The sequence below is a fragment of the Pseudohongiella sp. genome (genome assembly GCF_011050365.1).
Taxonomy (GTDB): domain Bacteria; phylum Pseudomonadota; class Gammaproteobacteria; order Pseudomonadales; family Pseudohongiellaceae; genus Pseudohongiella.
The window spans coordinates 81,742-95,784 of record NZ_DRFV01000012.1 but is presented as its reverse complement, the minus strand read 5'-3'; the positions used below and the strand labels follow the sequence as shown (position 1 = coordinate 95,784).

Genomic DNA, 14,043 nt, shown 5'->3' with positions numbered 1-14,043 from the left:
TCCTTACTCCTCTTCGCTGATGATAGCGGCGATGAGGCGCGCGCGCTCATCAGCAATATACTGCCGCAGTTGTTGATCTCGTGCCCGGTCAAAATACGGCACACCATCTACCCAGGTCGTCTGTGCCTGGGCATACACCGATAAAGGATGCTCATCCCACAACACCAGATCAGCATCTTTGCCTTCACGAATACTGCCCATGCGATCATCCAGGTGTAACAGTTTGGCCGGGTTCAGGGTGATCATCTTCAGGGCGTCCGATTCACTGACATTGCCATACTTGACCATCTTGCCGGCTTCCTGGTTCAGGCGCCGCGACATCTCGGCATCGTCTGAATTCAGCGCTACCACCACACCGGCCAGCTGCATCAATGCAGCATTGTAGGGAATGGCGTAACGCACCTCCCATTTGAATGCCCACCAGTCCGAGAATGTAGAACCACCCGCGCCATGGGCCGCCATCTTGTCGGCGACCTTGTAACCTTCCAGAATATGCGTAAAGGTGTTGATGTTGAAACCGAAACTCTCGGCCATGGTCATCATCATATTGATTTCGGACTGCACATAGGAATGGTTGGTCACATACCGTTCGCCCTTGAGTACTTCCAGCATGGTTTCATGCACCAGATCACGTCGGGGCATGACCGTATCGCGGCGTTGCGCATTGGACAACGCGTTGTAGGCATTCCAGCGCTGCTCGTACTGCTGTGCCTGGCTGAAAGCATTGACGTAAACCTGCTCGACACCCATACGGGTCTGCGGGTAACGGATCGAGGCCGGGTTGGTGCTGCGCTTGACGTTTTCGCCCAACGCAAACTTGATAAACTTGGGAGCATCGTCAAGCTGCAGTTCCTCCGGCGCCATACCCCAACGCAGCTTGATGATGGACGACTGGCCACCTATCGGGTTGGATGAACCGTGCAGCTGTTGTGCCGCGACCACGCCACCTGCCAGGTTGCGGTAGATGTTCACATCCTCGGAGTTCACCACATCCTGCATTCTCACCATGCTTGAGTTGGTAGCAATCTCGTTGATGCTGAACAAGGCAATATGGGTATGCTCATCAATGATGCCGGGGGTCAGGTGCTTGCCAGTGCCATCGACTTCAACGGCGCCGCCGGCCGACAGGTTGTCCCCGACAGCGGCAATGCGGCCATCACGCACCAGCACATCAGTGACCAGTATACCCATGTCTTCATTGGTCCATACCGTGGCATTGCGAATGACCACATCCTGCTGAGCCGGCAACGACTCGCTACCGTATGCGGAGAACGGATACAGAACAGGCGAAGGCAAAGCATCTGTGGCGGAAGTGACCGGCGCTGAGTCCGGCTCCGGCTCGGGCGCGACCAGCGGGCCTGTGTAAGTCAAACGCCAGTCTATCGGCTCACCCGCTGCCGTTTGCCCGGTGCCCTGCCAGCCATTGTCTACCGACCAGCCACTCAGGCGGGTCGGGCCGGTGTCGCTGGCGGCAGTGAACGTCAGGCTGATCAGGTCATTGCCGATGCTGGCATCGACCGATGCATCTGCATCCGGCTCGGCATTGCCGTCCAACAGGCTGAGTTTGGCACCGCCATCGGCAAAATCCAGCGCCACAGCCAGCTGCCGGTTGCCAGCCATCAGCGAATATTGCCCACGTCGCTCATCGAGACCGGTATTCAGCACAAAACGCTCGCCGCGCACCCAGTTCTCCAGCAACACGGTGTCGTCATCAAACAGGGGCCCGGAAGTGACCACCATATTGGCCAGCGCACCGGCGTCAAGCTGCCCCAGACGATCAGACACTCCGAGTATCCGGGCCGGCACAGTGGTCAGCCCGGCAATGGCGTCATCGTGCGGCAAGCCATTAGCAACGGCCTGTCGCAGGTTATCCCAGAAGTCCGCGCCGGCGCCGGCACTGGTCAGCGCAAACTCAATACCGGCTTCCGACAGCAGGCGCAGGTTATACGGTGCCAGCTCCCAGTGTTTCAGGTCAGAGAAGGACACTTCGTCGGCGATGAACGGATCGGCCACGTCGGGTGCATCCGGGTAATTCACCGGCACTATCAGGCGCGCGCCGGTGGCAGCCAGTTTCTCTGCCTGCTGATAGGCGTCTGTACCGACGCGAATGACATAATCGGTGTCGAACTCTTGCGCGACGCCATCCACTGTTAATGCCTGATGCCAATTATCCACTTCCATTATCTGCGGCAGGCTCTGGGCACGTATCCACCCTTCCAGCGATTCGTCGACAAACGGACGTTGCTCGTGTGCAGCAAACCACTGTGCATCCAGGTAAGTCTGTCGCAACAAGGCAACCGACCCCATCAAAGACACCGGAACCGTCTGGCTGGAGCTGCCTTTGTCAAGGGAGTAGTGTGCGGCGGCGTCAGCTATCACAACTGCCTCATTGGCATTGTGATTACCCAGGGTCACCAGCGTCGAGGTGCCACGGGCAATGCCATCCGCATGATGACTAAGCACTGAGCTGAAGCCCAGGTCACGCAATGTCTCACTGCTGTCAGCATCGGGCGTGAAATTTTCCACGGCACGATAATGCGAGCGAATGGCATCGTTGGCGTTGTAGGCCTGGTTGCCCGACCTCACCACTTCGGCGCCGCCACGCTGCACCGGACGCCCCGGTGTTGGCAGGCCGTAACCGGAATACAGGTCGATAAAGCCCGGGTAGACGTACTTGCCCGCCATATCAATGGCAAAATAACCATCCCGCGCGTCAGTGCCCGCGACCACATTAACGACAACCCCATCACGGACCAAGACCGTTGCGTCTTCCTGATAACCCTGTCCCGGCAGATAGACAGTGGCGCCGGTCAGGGCGATTGCATTGCGCCTGTTATCGGCTATCCCATTGGGCGTTGCGGTTTCCTGGGCAAACACGGGCGACACCATGAGCATGGTTGCCAGCCAACATATAAAAAAGCGCATATCTGTGTTCCTTAGTATCAGGTTTATTCGAATTCAGGATTTATTGCGATGCAGCGGAGCCGGTTTTGATCGGCGCTCGTCATGTGGCGTACCCGCGCAACTTTCGCCCGTGTACATACCCGCCAGGAACTGCGAAAGATGCCGCAGAAACCGTTTAAACCTGCCACGACCGCTGGTATTCCCCAGGTTCAGCTCATTAAGGCCAAGACGCCGGCCGTCCAGCGTTGGCGCTGAAGCCTGGTTTGGGGACTTGCTGTGATCCGGTTCCATAAATGCCTCGTCAAAACAATGACAGCCGCCCGATAATATCGGAAAGTGTGACCAGGTAGTACAATTACTGCCAACAGGAGAATCAAATGATGCGATCACCCGACTATCGAACATGCGCGCTGGTACTCGTCCTGGCAGCGTCCATGCTGGCAGCATGCTCGCCCGATGGCAATATGCCGTTGGCACCAAGCCCGGCTGGCAACCCCACAAACATGTCCGGGGCGGTCCAGAACGCAGCACCTGACCCGGCGGTAGCCGCCTTTGCCAGTGCCAGCGAAGCGCTGATGCAGCGCATGCTGACACGAGCCCCGGAATGGTCCATTTACGCGGGTCGATACGACGTTGCCGACCGGGTCACTATCCCGGATGCTGCCCGTCGCGCCGAAGACCTGGCGTTTGCCGAAGCCGAGCTGGCAGCTCTATCGCGGATCGACCCACAAACCCTGCCGCCGGAACTGCGTATTGATCACGCTCTATTGACCAACCGGCTGGCCTCCATGCGCTGGTACCTCACTGAATTCAGGGATTGGCAGTGGGATCCCTCCAATTACAATGTCGCCGGCCCTATCGGTCTGATATTGAATACGCCCTATGCATCGGAAGCGGATCGTTTGCGAACGGTACTGGCACGACTGGAACAGGTACCCGCCTACTACCAGGCGGCGCGCAGCAATATCAGCAATCCGACACGCGAACATACCGAGCTGGCGATCACACAGAATCGCGGTACGCTGAACCTGCTGGGCGACAGTTTGCGCGAGCGCGTAGCCGCTTCCAGTCTGGAAACAGCAGAAAAAGAGCGCTACGAACGAACCCGGCAGGCGGCGGTTGAAACCATCGACGGCTTTATCACGGAACTTCAGTCCATCTCCGGGGCCCTGACGGAAAATGACGACGCCCGTCCTTTCCGCATTGGTGCCGGGCTCTACGACGCTAAATTCCGCTACGACATTCAATCAGGCTTCACCGCGCGGGAGCTCTACGATCGAGCGCTGGCGGAAAAAAATCGCCTGCATAACGACATGGATGCCATCGCGATTGAGCTCTGGAGCGACTATTTTCCTGATCAGGCCATGCCTGAAGACCGGCTCGACCGCATCGGCCTGCTTATTGACCACCTGTCAGATCAACATATTGCCCGCGAGAATTTTATCAGTGAGATTGAACGTCAGATCCCGCTGCTGACGGCTTTTGTCACTGAAAATGACCTGATCGATCAGGACCCGACCAGGCCGCTGGTGGTCCGCGAAACGCCCGAATACATGCGCGGCGGCGGCGCCGGGGCATCGGTCAGTGCCCCGGGCCCGTTTAACCCGACCGCTGACACCTACTATAACGTGACCCCGCTGGACGACTACAGTGATGAACAGGCGGCCAGTTACCTGCGTGAATACAACCAGTGGGTGCTGCAGATTCTGAACATCCATGAGGCAATACCGGGCCACTACACGCAACTGGTACACGGCAACAAATCATCCGGATTGATCAAAAGCCTGCTGCGAAATGGCGCCATGATCGAGGGCTGGGCGGTCTATTCCGAACGCATGATGCTGGAGCAAGGCTGGGGTGACCAGGCGCCTGAGATGTGGCTGATGTACGGCAAATGGAATTTACGTGTGGTCACCAACGCCATCATGGACTACGCCGTTCATGTATTGAACATGACTGAGCAGGAAGCCATGGACATGATGCTGCGCGAGGCATTCCAGGAACGGACTGAAGCGGAGAATAAATGGCGCCGGATCACGCTGTCGCAGGTGCAACTAACATCGTACTTCACCGGTTATGCCGAAATTTATGACTTTCGCGAGCGCCTGAAAGCCGGCATGGGAGATGAGTTTGATCTGAAGACGTTCCACAATCGTTTCCTCAGCTATGGCAACGCGCCTGTGCCTGCCATCGTGGACATGATGCAGGGCGACAACTGAGCCGCCCGGGTTCACATTCGCGGCCGTGAGGCCGCGCTCGCGCAACACGGCCGCCCCCATCCGGCGCCATTTGTGGTTAAATAGCAAACACACGATCCATCCCTATCAGGCCGACACTCAGGAGATCCGCTCCCCGCTATGGAACTTGTTGTTTTTGATCTCGACGGCACCTTGCTCAATGATGCCTCAAAAATTTCCGTGTTCACCCGCGAAACTCTCACTCGACTGACGCAAAGCGGGGTCGCATATACGGTGGCAACCGGACGCAACCTGCACTCCGGTCAGCAGATCATTGCTGATCACGGTTTTGTGCTGCCCCATGTGTACACCAACGGCACCGTCATCTGGGACCCCCGCGTGGAGACCCTGTCACTGAACAATTACCTGACGGTTTCTGAAGCCACGCATGTCCTGCGCGCAGCACTGAACGAAGAGATCAGCCCCTGGGTCAATACCGTGACCGAGGACAAGCAACACTACGTGTTTCATCCCTCGTCACTGAACACCGTAGAAAAAAAGCTGCTGGACGTGGTTCGCAGTCGCGGCGGCGCGCAAATCCGGCCATTAACCGACCTGCCCGCCGATGCCCGTATTACCAATATCAGCATGCTGGGCAGTGCTGCCGGCATCGACGCCATCAGGGAAAACCTGGCAAACGAAGATCATCTGGTCTCATACTCGGGCGTTGCCATGGAAAGCAAGGACCTGAAATGGGTGGATTTTCATCACAGCAGCGCCAGCAAGGGCGATGCCCTCACTCTGCTGCGCCAGCAATTGAACATCAGCAGCCTGATCTGTTTTGGTGACAGCGACAACGACCTGAGTATGTTCCGGGTCGCCGACGAAAGTTATGCCCCTGACAACGCCAAGGATTATGTCAAGGCGGAAGCAACCGCCGTCATCGGTCACAACAATGACGATGGTATTGCACATTACCTGCGAGGGCGCTTTAATCTGTGACGGTTGTGATATCGGCATCGATAATGACCACCAACAATAAGTAGAAACATCCTGCACATCACCTACAAAGGAGACACACTATGGAACTGGTTACAATCGTTGTTGTACTGGCGTTATTGCAATATATGGTATTTGGCATTCTGGTTGGCAAGGCACGCGGCACCTATAAGATAGAAGCACCAGCGGTCACCGGCGATCCTGTTTTTGAACGTTATTATCGCGTCCATATGAACACACAGGAAAGTCTGGTGCTGTTTCTGCCCTCGATCTTTTTGTTTGCTACCTATGTCAATGCCGAGATTGCCGCCGCGCTGGGCGTGGTCTTCATTATCGGCCGTTATCTGTACCTGCGCGCATATGTCAAAGACCCCAAATCACGCGGCCTGGGTTTTGCCCTGACCATGTTGCCGTCCCTGGCATTGGCGCTCGGCGCGCTGATCGGCGCCGCATTGAGTTTGCGCTAAGCCACAGGGAACCTTGCATTGAGCACACACGCCAGCGATGACGCCCGCCGCAGCAGCCCCAGCTCGCTGCGCAACCGCGAAGCCATCGGCCAGGTATTGCAAACATACCTGGCCGCCAACAGCCGGGTGCTGGAAATCGCTGCCGGAACCGGAGAACACGCGGTGTATCTGAGCACACTGCTGGCAGCATCACGATGGTGGCCAAGCGATATTAACGCCGATGCTATCGACAGTATCAATGCCTGGCGTGACGAGGCAGATGCATCGGTCCTGCAGCCGGCACTGATGTTTGATGTCAGTCGCCCGGTGACGGAAAATATCACCGTGCTGACCGATGCCGGTTCCGGGCCAGCACTGTTGGACGCTATTGTGTGTATCAACATGATTCATATCAGTCCCTGGCAAGCCACCCGGGGCCTGATGCAAACGGCTGAAACCCTGCTGAGCGAAGGCGGCCTGTTGTACCTGTATGGCCCCTACCAGCGCAAGGGTCAACACACAGCACAAAGCAACGCCCTGTTTGATGCAGACTTGCGATCACGTAACCCGCAATGGGGGATACGCGACCTGGATGATGTCTGCACACTGGCGGCAGCGCACCACCTCAAGCTGCTGGATGTAGTGACCATGCCCGCCAACAATTTGAGTGTGCTTCTGCAAAAACGCACAGTCTCCAGCGGCGCGACTGTAACGCCGGACCACACAAGCCATGAGTGACGCCGCCAACGCCCGCGCCTGGTACAACAACAGTGGCCCGGGCGCGTTGGTGGCAGCCGCATTTATTGGACCGGGCACCGTTACCGTGTGCACGCTGGCCGGTGTCGAATTCGGCTATGACCTGTTATGGGTCATGCTGCTGTCGGTACTTGCGACCATGGTCTTGCAGGAAATGTCTGCTCGTATCGGCATTGTCACCGGCCGTGGTCTCACCGATGTCATTCGCAGCCAGCTCCATCATCAGCCTCTTGTCCGATTTATTGTATTACTGATGATCGTCAGTGCCATTGTTATCGGCAATGCTGCCTATGAAGCGGGCAATATCAGCGGCGGGCGACTGGGGCTGGAAACCCTGCTCGGCATCGAGCCGGCATCGGGCGCACGCTGGCTCAGTCTGCTCATCGGCGCTATCGCCTTCGGTCTGTTATTTGTGGGTAGCTACAAGGTGCTGGAACGCGCCCTGATTGCCATGGTGATCCTGATGAGTCTGGCCTTTGTGCTCGCCGCGGTGTTGACCCGGCCGGACATGGGCGCGCTACTGCAGGGCCTGCTGGCGCCCTCGCTCAACGATGCCAATCTGCTGACCATACTGGGGCTGATCGGCACCACGGTTGTCCCCTATAATCTGTTCCTGCATGCCTCACTGGTCAGCGAAAAATGGCGTAGCGTGGACGCTTTGCCACATGCACGGCGCGACACCTTCATTGCGATCAGCGTCGGCGGACTGGTTTCCATGGCCATCATAGTATGCGCGGCGGCGGTCAATACATCGGGCATTCGCAATGCAGCCGACCTGGCACTTGGCCTGGAGCCGCTGTTTGGCAATTTTGCCAAATACTTTCTCAGTCTGGGCCTGTTTGCTGCCGGCATCACCTCCGCCATTACCGCCCCGCTGGCGGCCGCCTATGTTGTGCGTGGCTGCATGGGATGGCCGGCAGATCTGAAACACGCTGGTTTTCGTCTGGTGTGGATGCTGATTCTGGCCACCGGCATTACCTTCTCGTCGCTTGGCATCAATCCCATCGAGATCATCCGTTTCGCCCAGGTTGCCAATGGCCTGACCCTGCCCGTGGTGGTGGCCATCGTACTGTGGATCATGAACCGCAGCTCCGTGCTGGGTGCCCACAAAAATACCCCTCTGAACAATCTGCTGGGCATCATCATTCTGACGGTAACGGTGGCACTGGGTTCACGAACTATTATTCAGGTACTTGGCAACCTCTGACCGGGTATCACCGGGCGGCCCGAAACAGACCGTCGGACGCCTGCAGGAGTTTAGCTCGCAACTTGGGCTGCATATCAGTACGTTCATCCAGATACTGCTGAACAATCGCCGCTGCTTCTGGCGAGCTGTGGCCGTCCAGAGTGGCATTCAGCCAGCGCAGTGGAAAGAATATATCACCGGTCTGCTGAATCTCTTCCAGCAACATCAGTGCCGGTCTGATCAGCGGCCGGGCGCTACCCGCGCGCAGCGGATGATGGATCAGGCGTGTCGCATCCAGCACCCAGGATTCCTGACGTCGGTTTTCCAGATTTGCAAATGACAGGAACAGTTCGGCGCGGCGATCAGCATCCTGACTCAGGGCCGGACGCACAAATTGGAAACGGTCCAGCCGGTCCGGGTTACTGATCCGGGCCTGCTGCGCGTCAAGAATACTGTCGGCCCCGGGTACTGCCCTGAGCGCAAGGGTTTCAGCCAGATCGATATATTGCTGCTCCTGCAGTGGCAATCCCTCAATGTCACGGCTCATGCCCCAGATCGCGGCAAGCTCTGCCAGACCGGTTTCTGTTGCGGTAACATCCACCAGGGTATTGAAGTATGCCCCTTTTCGGCCAGCGCCATCAGCACGCGCCAGCGCCTGCCACAGTGTCGCCTCCAGATTGTCTGCGCGCGCGCTCCGGTCTGCAGCGGACAGATAACGCCACCAGACTCCGCGCAACAGACCCAGCACCTGTTGCGCAATCAACGGGTCCTGCTCACGCTGCACCGCAATCAGCAAAGCGTCGTACAGGGCCGCTGGCGCCAGCGAGTCCTCCAGCACATCTTCCCAAAGGTGTTGCCACACAACCGCCCGGTGCAGACCCGACTCAAGCCCATGGACAGAGCCGAGTAAAAACTGCCGACTGTTTTCATCGAGCTCGAAACGGGCATAGCCGACACCATCGGCACCGGCCAGAATAAAGTCCGGCGGCACAATACCCGGCACCTCCACCCGCGCACTGCGTTGGCGAAGCTGTGCCACATGCTCCGTAACATGTCCGTCCCTTGCCACTGCCACCACTACCGGCTGCTGCCACTGCAGGCTGCGCGCCGTATCGTCATCGCTCTGTGACACGGTAATACCACCTTGCTGCCAGCGTGCCTGAATGCGCGGACGTCCCGGTTGATCCACCCACGCCCGACTCCAGGCCGTCAGGTCCTCAGCACTCATGGCATCCAGCAGGCTGATCAGATCCGGCCAACCGGCGTTGCCGAAGGCGAACTGCTGCAGATATTGACGCAGGCCGGCGCGCAACACGTCCTCCCCCAACAGCGTCTCCAGTTGCTGCATTACGATTGGCGCCTTCTGGTAAATGATGGCACCGTACAGCGAGCCGGCATCACGCAGATTATCCAGCTGCTGGCGAATCGGATTGGCCCCTGCAGTTCTGTCAACTGCGTAGGCTGAGGGATGATGTGCCTGAAAAAAACGCAGGTCCAGATCCAGCTCCGGGAATGCCGGACCGGCAATCTTGGCTGCCATGAAATTGGCAAAGACTTCCTTCATCCAGACATCATTGAACCAGCGCATGGTCACAAGATCGCCAAACCACATATGTGCCGTTTCATGCGCAATCAGACTGGCCCGGCTCAACTCCTGTGCGCGTGACGCGCTGGGATCAAGAAACAACGTGTCGGCACGATACCAGATGGCGCCCGGGTGCTCCATGCCACCAAACTGAAACGCCGGTATGGCAAAAAAGTCGAACTTGCCAAATGGATAATCAATGGCCGTGTAGTCTTCCAGCCAGTCAATGGCCGTCGCATGCAAATCAAAGATGGCATCGCGGTTGCGCGCCAGTCGCTCGGGGTCAGTTTCGCGGTGATACATGTTAAAGGTTCGACCACCACGTTGGGCGGTTTCGACCTGCAGATCACCGGCGGCAAAAGCAAACAGATAAGAGCTGATGGCCAGGGTTTCGGCAAATTCGATCAGATCCATGCCGGGCAGTGCCGGATCTGGCTGGCGCGTGGTCTCAGCACCATTGGCCAGTGCCCGCCAATTCGCCGGGATGCTCAACTGCAGACGATAGCGGGCCTTGATATCGGGTTGTTCAAACACCGGAAAAGCCGTCGAGGCGCGATCGGGCACAAACAGGGCGTACATGAAATCACTGCGACGATTCAGCGCTGTATCCGCACTTGTGAATTCAACACCCAGCTGCTGAGATCCCTGTGCCAGCGCTGCGGCCGGAATCACAATATGGTCGTTAGTCACCTGGTAGGTCACTGGCTGACCGTTCAGGGTGACATCCACAACATGATCTGCGGGTACCCGGAAGTCGATGACCAACGGCTGCGACGCGTCGCTCAAATCGAATACGGCCAGCAGCGTACCTGTCACCGGCTCATTGACATCGGCGGGCACACGAAAATGCAGATCATAAACCACGTTGCTGATGCTGGCCGCACGCCGTTGTGCCAGTGTCAGTGCCACACCGGGGGCAGGACTGGCAGCACTGCTGTTGCCGGAACTATTGTTGCCAGCGCTATTGTTACCGGAAGCAAGACAGGACATAAGAGAAAGCGCCATTACGAGCACACCAATAAATTTGCCAGACGTCATGCTTCAGTCTCCAGTCTAATTGGCAGGCTATGATAAAAAAGGGGTTGCGTCATGACGGATCAACGCAACCCCTGGCTCTGCAGTCTCAGAACAGCCTGTTATTTAACGTAAGCGGTCGGCAACACCTTCTACCGTCTCCAACAGCGCCTGGTATCGCGCCTGTGTCGCGCCGGTCCGGCTCATTGCTTCGCTCTCCAGCCCTGTTGCCAGTGACGCCAGTTGTGTCGCCACCGCTGCACTGCCAGAACCATTGGCCAGTGCGGCAGCAGCTTGATCCAGCGCTGCCGTCAGCGTCTGATCCTGCACAACATCCAGCGCTCCCAGGCGTCGCAACTGATCCATGTAGGCTTTAGCTACCACCGGATCGGCAGGCCAGTCGAGTTGTCGCTGCTGCTGTGGATTGTGCAGGTTCTCCGAGGCGGTGAGCGCAGCGGCTGCCAGTTCATTTTCACTCAGATAGTCACTGGGCGTCAGCTCAAACACATCGAGGCCGCGCGCAATTTCGGTGCCGTAAATCACACCGTTGTACCAGTACGCAGACCAGTAACCACCCATGACCAGCTCTTCCGGGTCAATCGGTCCGCGATCAAAAAACGCGATCTCTACCGGATTCTCCGAATCAGTGAAGTCCATCACTGAAATACCACCCTGGTACCAGGACTGCACAAAAATGTCGCGGCCCGGGACCGGCACCAGTGAACCATTGTGTGCGACACAGTTTTCCTGGTCAGACTGGGGTGCCGGCATCTTGTAATGGCTGCGGAATTCGAGATTGCCATCGACAACGTCGTACACGGCGTTGGCACCCCAATTCTGCGGATCAAAGGCACGGCAGCGTGCACGCGAGCCACCGCCCCACTCATCGGTAAACAACACTTTGGTGCCTTCATTATTGAAGGTGGCCGAGTGCCAATAAGCAAAACCGGTATCAACCACCTGATCCAGGCGCGTAGGGTTCATCGGGTCGCTGATATCAAACAGGATACCGTTGCCGGAACAGGCGCCGGCTGCAATACCCAGTGACGGGAATGCGGTGATGTCATGACAGTGGTTGGTTTCGTTGGTGTCCTGGGTACCTTCGCCATGGTCACCGCCCTCCCACAGTCCGGCAATCACACCAGTGCCCGGATCAGAGAATACCTGCGGTCGGCTGACGATGCGTGCGTCCTGCGGGTTATCGAGCGGAATCTGAACTATTTCGATACGGAAGCGCGCCGATTCTGCATCTTCAAAGGGCGATTCATTCACACAGCCCTCCAGTTCTTCGCCGGGACGCACGTAGCTGGTACCCGAGATATACACCAGAATATTGTTATCGGCATCGGCATCGCTGACCACCGTGTGTGTGTGCGACCCACGACAGGTCTGCACAGCGGCCACCTGAACCGGCATGGTAAAGTCGCTGACATCAAAAATCCGGATGCCACGGAAACGCTCGTCGCTGACGCGCTCGGCAACACCGGTCAGGCCACAGTCGAGTCGACCCCGATTCTGTTCAACGGACATGATCAGCAAGTCACCGATCACCGACACATCGCCCTGGCCGCCCGGACATACCACCGAGCTCATCAGTTGCGGGCTGGTCGGGTTGCTGATGTCGTACGCATTGAAACCATGGTAGTTGCCGGCGATAAGGACATCGTCAGTAAAAGCGATATCGGTATTGGCAAAATCCAGCAGACTGGGACGCGGCTCGGCATCTTCATCGTCTGATTCTTCGCCAGTGTCGTTGATCCGGCTCATGGGCAGGCCCTGCGGATTGGCCGGGTCATAGAAGCCTTCCGGCTTCGGCATGGCCGCCATCAGCCGCATATTGAGGGAAGCCTGTCCCGCCGTATCATAACCGGCACTGAGATTGACGCGTGGATCCGGTGACAGCGTGGCCAGCATCAGTGTCATACGCTCAATTTCACTGGTCTGCTCGGTGGTGACTTCAGAGGTGAACTCGAACAGCACCGGATCCTGGGCGGAACCACCCTGCTCCAGCAAGGTTTCCACCATGGTGATGGCGCCCTGATGGTGTTTGATCATCAATTCAAGATAGCGGGCATCAAAGTCCACGCCTTCGGCGCCGGCGAGTTCGGCCATTTCCTCGTCAGTGATCATGCCCGGCATCATGTCGTTGTGAGAGCCATGAGAACCGCCGCGCATGACATGATCTGCCATGGAACTGGTGGTGGGCTGGCCGCGCTCACGCAACCAGTCCTGCATGAAACTCATTTCATCCTCCTGCGACAGCGATATGCGCTGCCCCAGCTGTTCCATGTCTGCATTTTGTGAGCGGTCTTCCAGCAGCGCACTCATCTCGACCGCCTGCGCGTGATGCGCAATCATGTCCTGCATAAATTTGACATCGGCATCACTGAAGCGCATGCCAGCCAGATCTGAAGCCTCTTCGGCAGTGATCTGACGGCTGCTCTGCCCGGGTGCACCCGGTTGCACGATCGGCACCTGTGCGTAACTTTCGGCGGCCATGAACAGTGAGACGGCGGTTGCGAGCGACACGCTGGACGCGATACGGAAGATCTGAGAGGCTGGTTTGGTCATTGATATGTCTCCGGGCTTTGCCTTACATTTCGTCTTCGTGTCTCCGGAAACCGGCCTGAAAAGAGCGTCATGAGCAAAGCATCTGATAGCGGAATTGTATACAACCACAACCTGACTTGGATGTTTTCAGGTCGCGAATGTATCAAAGATTACAACGGTTTGTTGACGGATGCCACTGAATACTCACGGATATAAGTCAAATGACCAAGGTTGGCAAGCTCGCCGTGCAAGCAACCGGGAGTATGCCAGCGCCAATCACGGACCCGGAGCAGAGCAGAACCTCAAAGAGTGACCGTGTTGTGTCACAAAGGTGCCCGACAGCCCTGTTAGTTGCCAGCATCAGGAAAAAATAGGGCACAAAACGGGTAAACCCCCTGTTCGAGGCTGGCAAGCCTATGCTCACTA

General features: G+C 57.4%; 8 protein-coding genes. 5 read left to right on the top strand and 3 right to left on the bottom strand.

Annotated features, from left to right (window positions below; all coding sequences use genetic code 11):
* Positions 1-3: 3 nt before the first annotated feature.
* Positions 4-2,925 (bottom strand): amidohydrolase family protein, encoded by a 2,922-nt coding sequence (locus tag ENH71_RS10740; RefSeq protein ID WP_294134393.1) that lies wholly within the window; start codon positions 2,923-2,925, stop codon positions 4-6.
* Between the two features lie 356 nt (positions 2,926-3,281).
* On the opposite strand from ENH71_RS10740, the gene ENH71_RS10735 reads away from it, so the two are divergent.
* The 5 genes from ENH71_RS10735 (at position 3,282) to ENH71_RS10715 (ending at position 8,489) form a co-directional block, all read left to right on the top strand.
* Positions 3,282-5,123 carry a DUF885 domain-containing protein gene (locus tag ENH71_RS10735; protein ID WP_294137810.1) on the top strand — a complete coding sequence of 614 codons (1,842 nt, stop codon included), beginning with the start codon at positions 3,282-3,284 and terminating at the stop codon, positions 5,121-5,123.
* 138 nt (positions 5,124-5,261) lie between these two features.
* Complete coding sequence (locus ENH71_RS10730) at positions 5,262-6,083, top strand: HAD-IIB family hydrolase (RefSeq protein ID WP_294134389.1); 822 nt, start codon at positions 5,262-5,264, stop codon at positions 6,081-6,083.
* Between the two features lie 80 nt (positions 6,084-6,163).
* A complete protein-coding gene (locus ENH71_RS10725; protein ID WP_294134387.1) occupies positions 6,164-6,547 on the top strand; it encodes an MAPEG family protein in 384 nt (127 codons plus the stop codon).
* A gap of 18 nt (positions 6,548-6,565) precedes the next feature.
* Positions 6,566-7,264 (top strand): DUF938 domain-containing protein, encoded by a 699-nt coding sequence (locus tag ENH71_RS10720; RefSeq protein WP_294134384.1) that lies wholly within the window; start codon positions 6,566-6,568, stop codon positions 7,262-7,264.
* On the top strand, positions 7,257-8,489 hold the full coding sequence (locus tag ENH71_RS10715) for an Nramp family divalent metal transporter (RefSeq protein WP_294134380.1): 1,233 nt from the start codon (positions 7,257-7,259) through the stop codon (positions 8,487-8,489). Before ENH71_RS10720 ends, ENH71_RS10715 begins: the two co-directional genes overlap by 8 nt.
* Before the next feature lie 7 nt (positions 8,490-8,496).
* Here the strand turns inward: ENH71_RS10715 and ENH71_RS10710 are convergent, their stop codons facing one another.
* The gene (locus tag ENH71_RS10710) at positions 8,497-11,091 is read right to left on the bottom strand and encodes a M1 family metallopeptidase (protein WP_294134377.1); all 2,595 of its coding nucleotides are present in this window, start codon (positions 11,089-11,091) and stop codon (positions 8,497-8,499) included.
* Positions 11,092-11,193: 102 nt separating this feature from the next.
* The gene (locus ENH71_RS10705; protein WP_294137807.1) at positions 11,194-13,638 is read right to left on the bottom strand and encodes a DUF305 domain-containing protein; all 2,445 of its coding nucleotides are present in this window, start codon (positions 13,636-13,638) and stop codon (positions 11,194-11,196) included.
* Positions 13,639-14,043: the final 405 nt, after the last annotated feature.

Excerpts from the sequence above, each read along its gene's own strand:
- ENH71_RS10740 (WP_294134393.1), bottom strand. The coding sequence starts at position 2,925 with ATGCGCTTTTTTATATGTTGGCTGGCAACCATGCTCATGGTGTCGCCC.
- ENH71_RS10730 (WP_294134389.1), top strand. The coding sequence starts at position 5,262 with ATGGAACTTGTTGTTTTTGATCTCGACGGCACCTTGCTCAATGATGCC.
- ENH71_RS10715 (WP_294134380.1), top strand. The coding sequence starts at position 7,257 with ATGAGTGACGCCGCCAACGCCCGCGCCTGGTACAACAACAGTGGCCCG.
- ENH71_RS10725 (WP_294134387.1), top strand. The coding sequence starts at position 6,164 with ATGGAACTGGTTACAATCGTTGTTGTACTGGCGTTATTGCAATATATG.
- ENH71_RS10735 (WP_294137810.1), top strand. The coding sequence starts at position 3,282 with ATGATGCGATCACCCGACTATCGAACATGCGCGCTGGTACTCGTCCTG.
- ENH71_RS10705 (WP_294137807.1), bottom strand. The coding sequence starts at position 13,638 with ATGACCAAACCAGCCTCTCAGATCTTCCGTATCGCGTCCAGCGTGTCG.
- ENH71_RS10710 (WP_294134377.1), bottom strand. The coding sequence starts at position 11,091 with ATGACGTCTGGCAAATTTATTGGTGTGCTCGTAATGGCGCTTTCTCTT.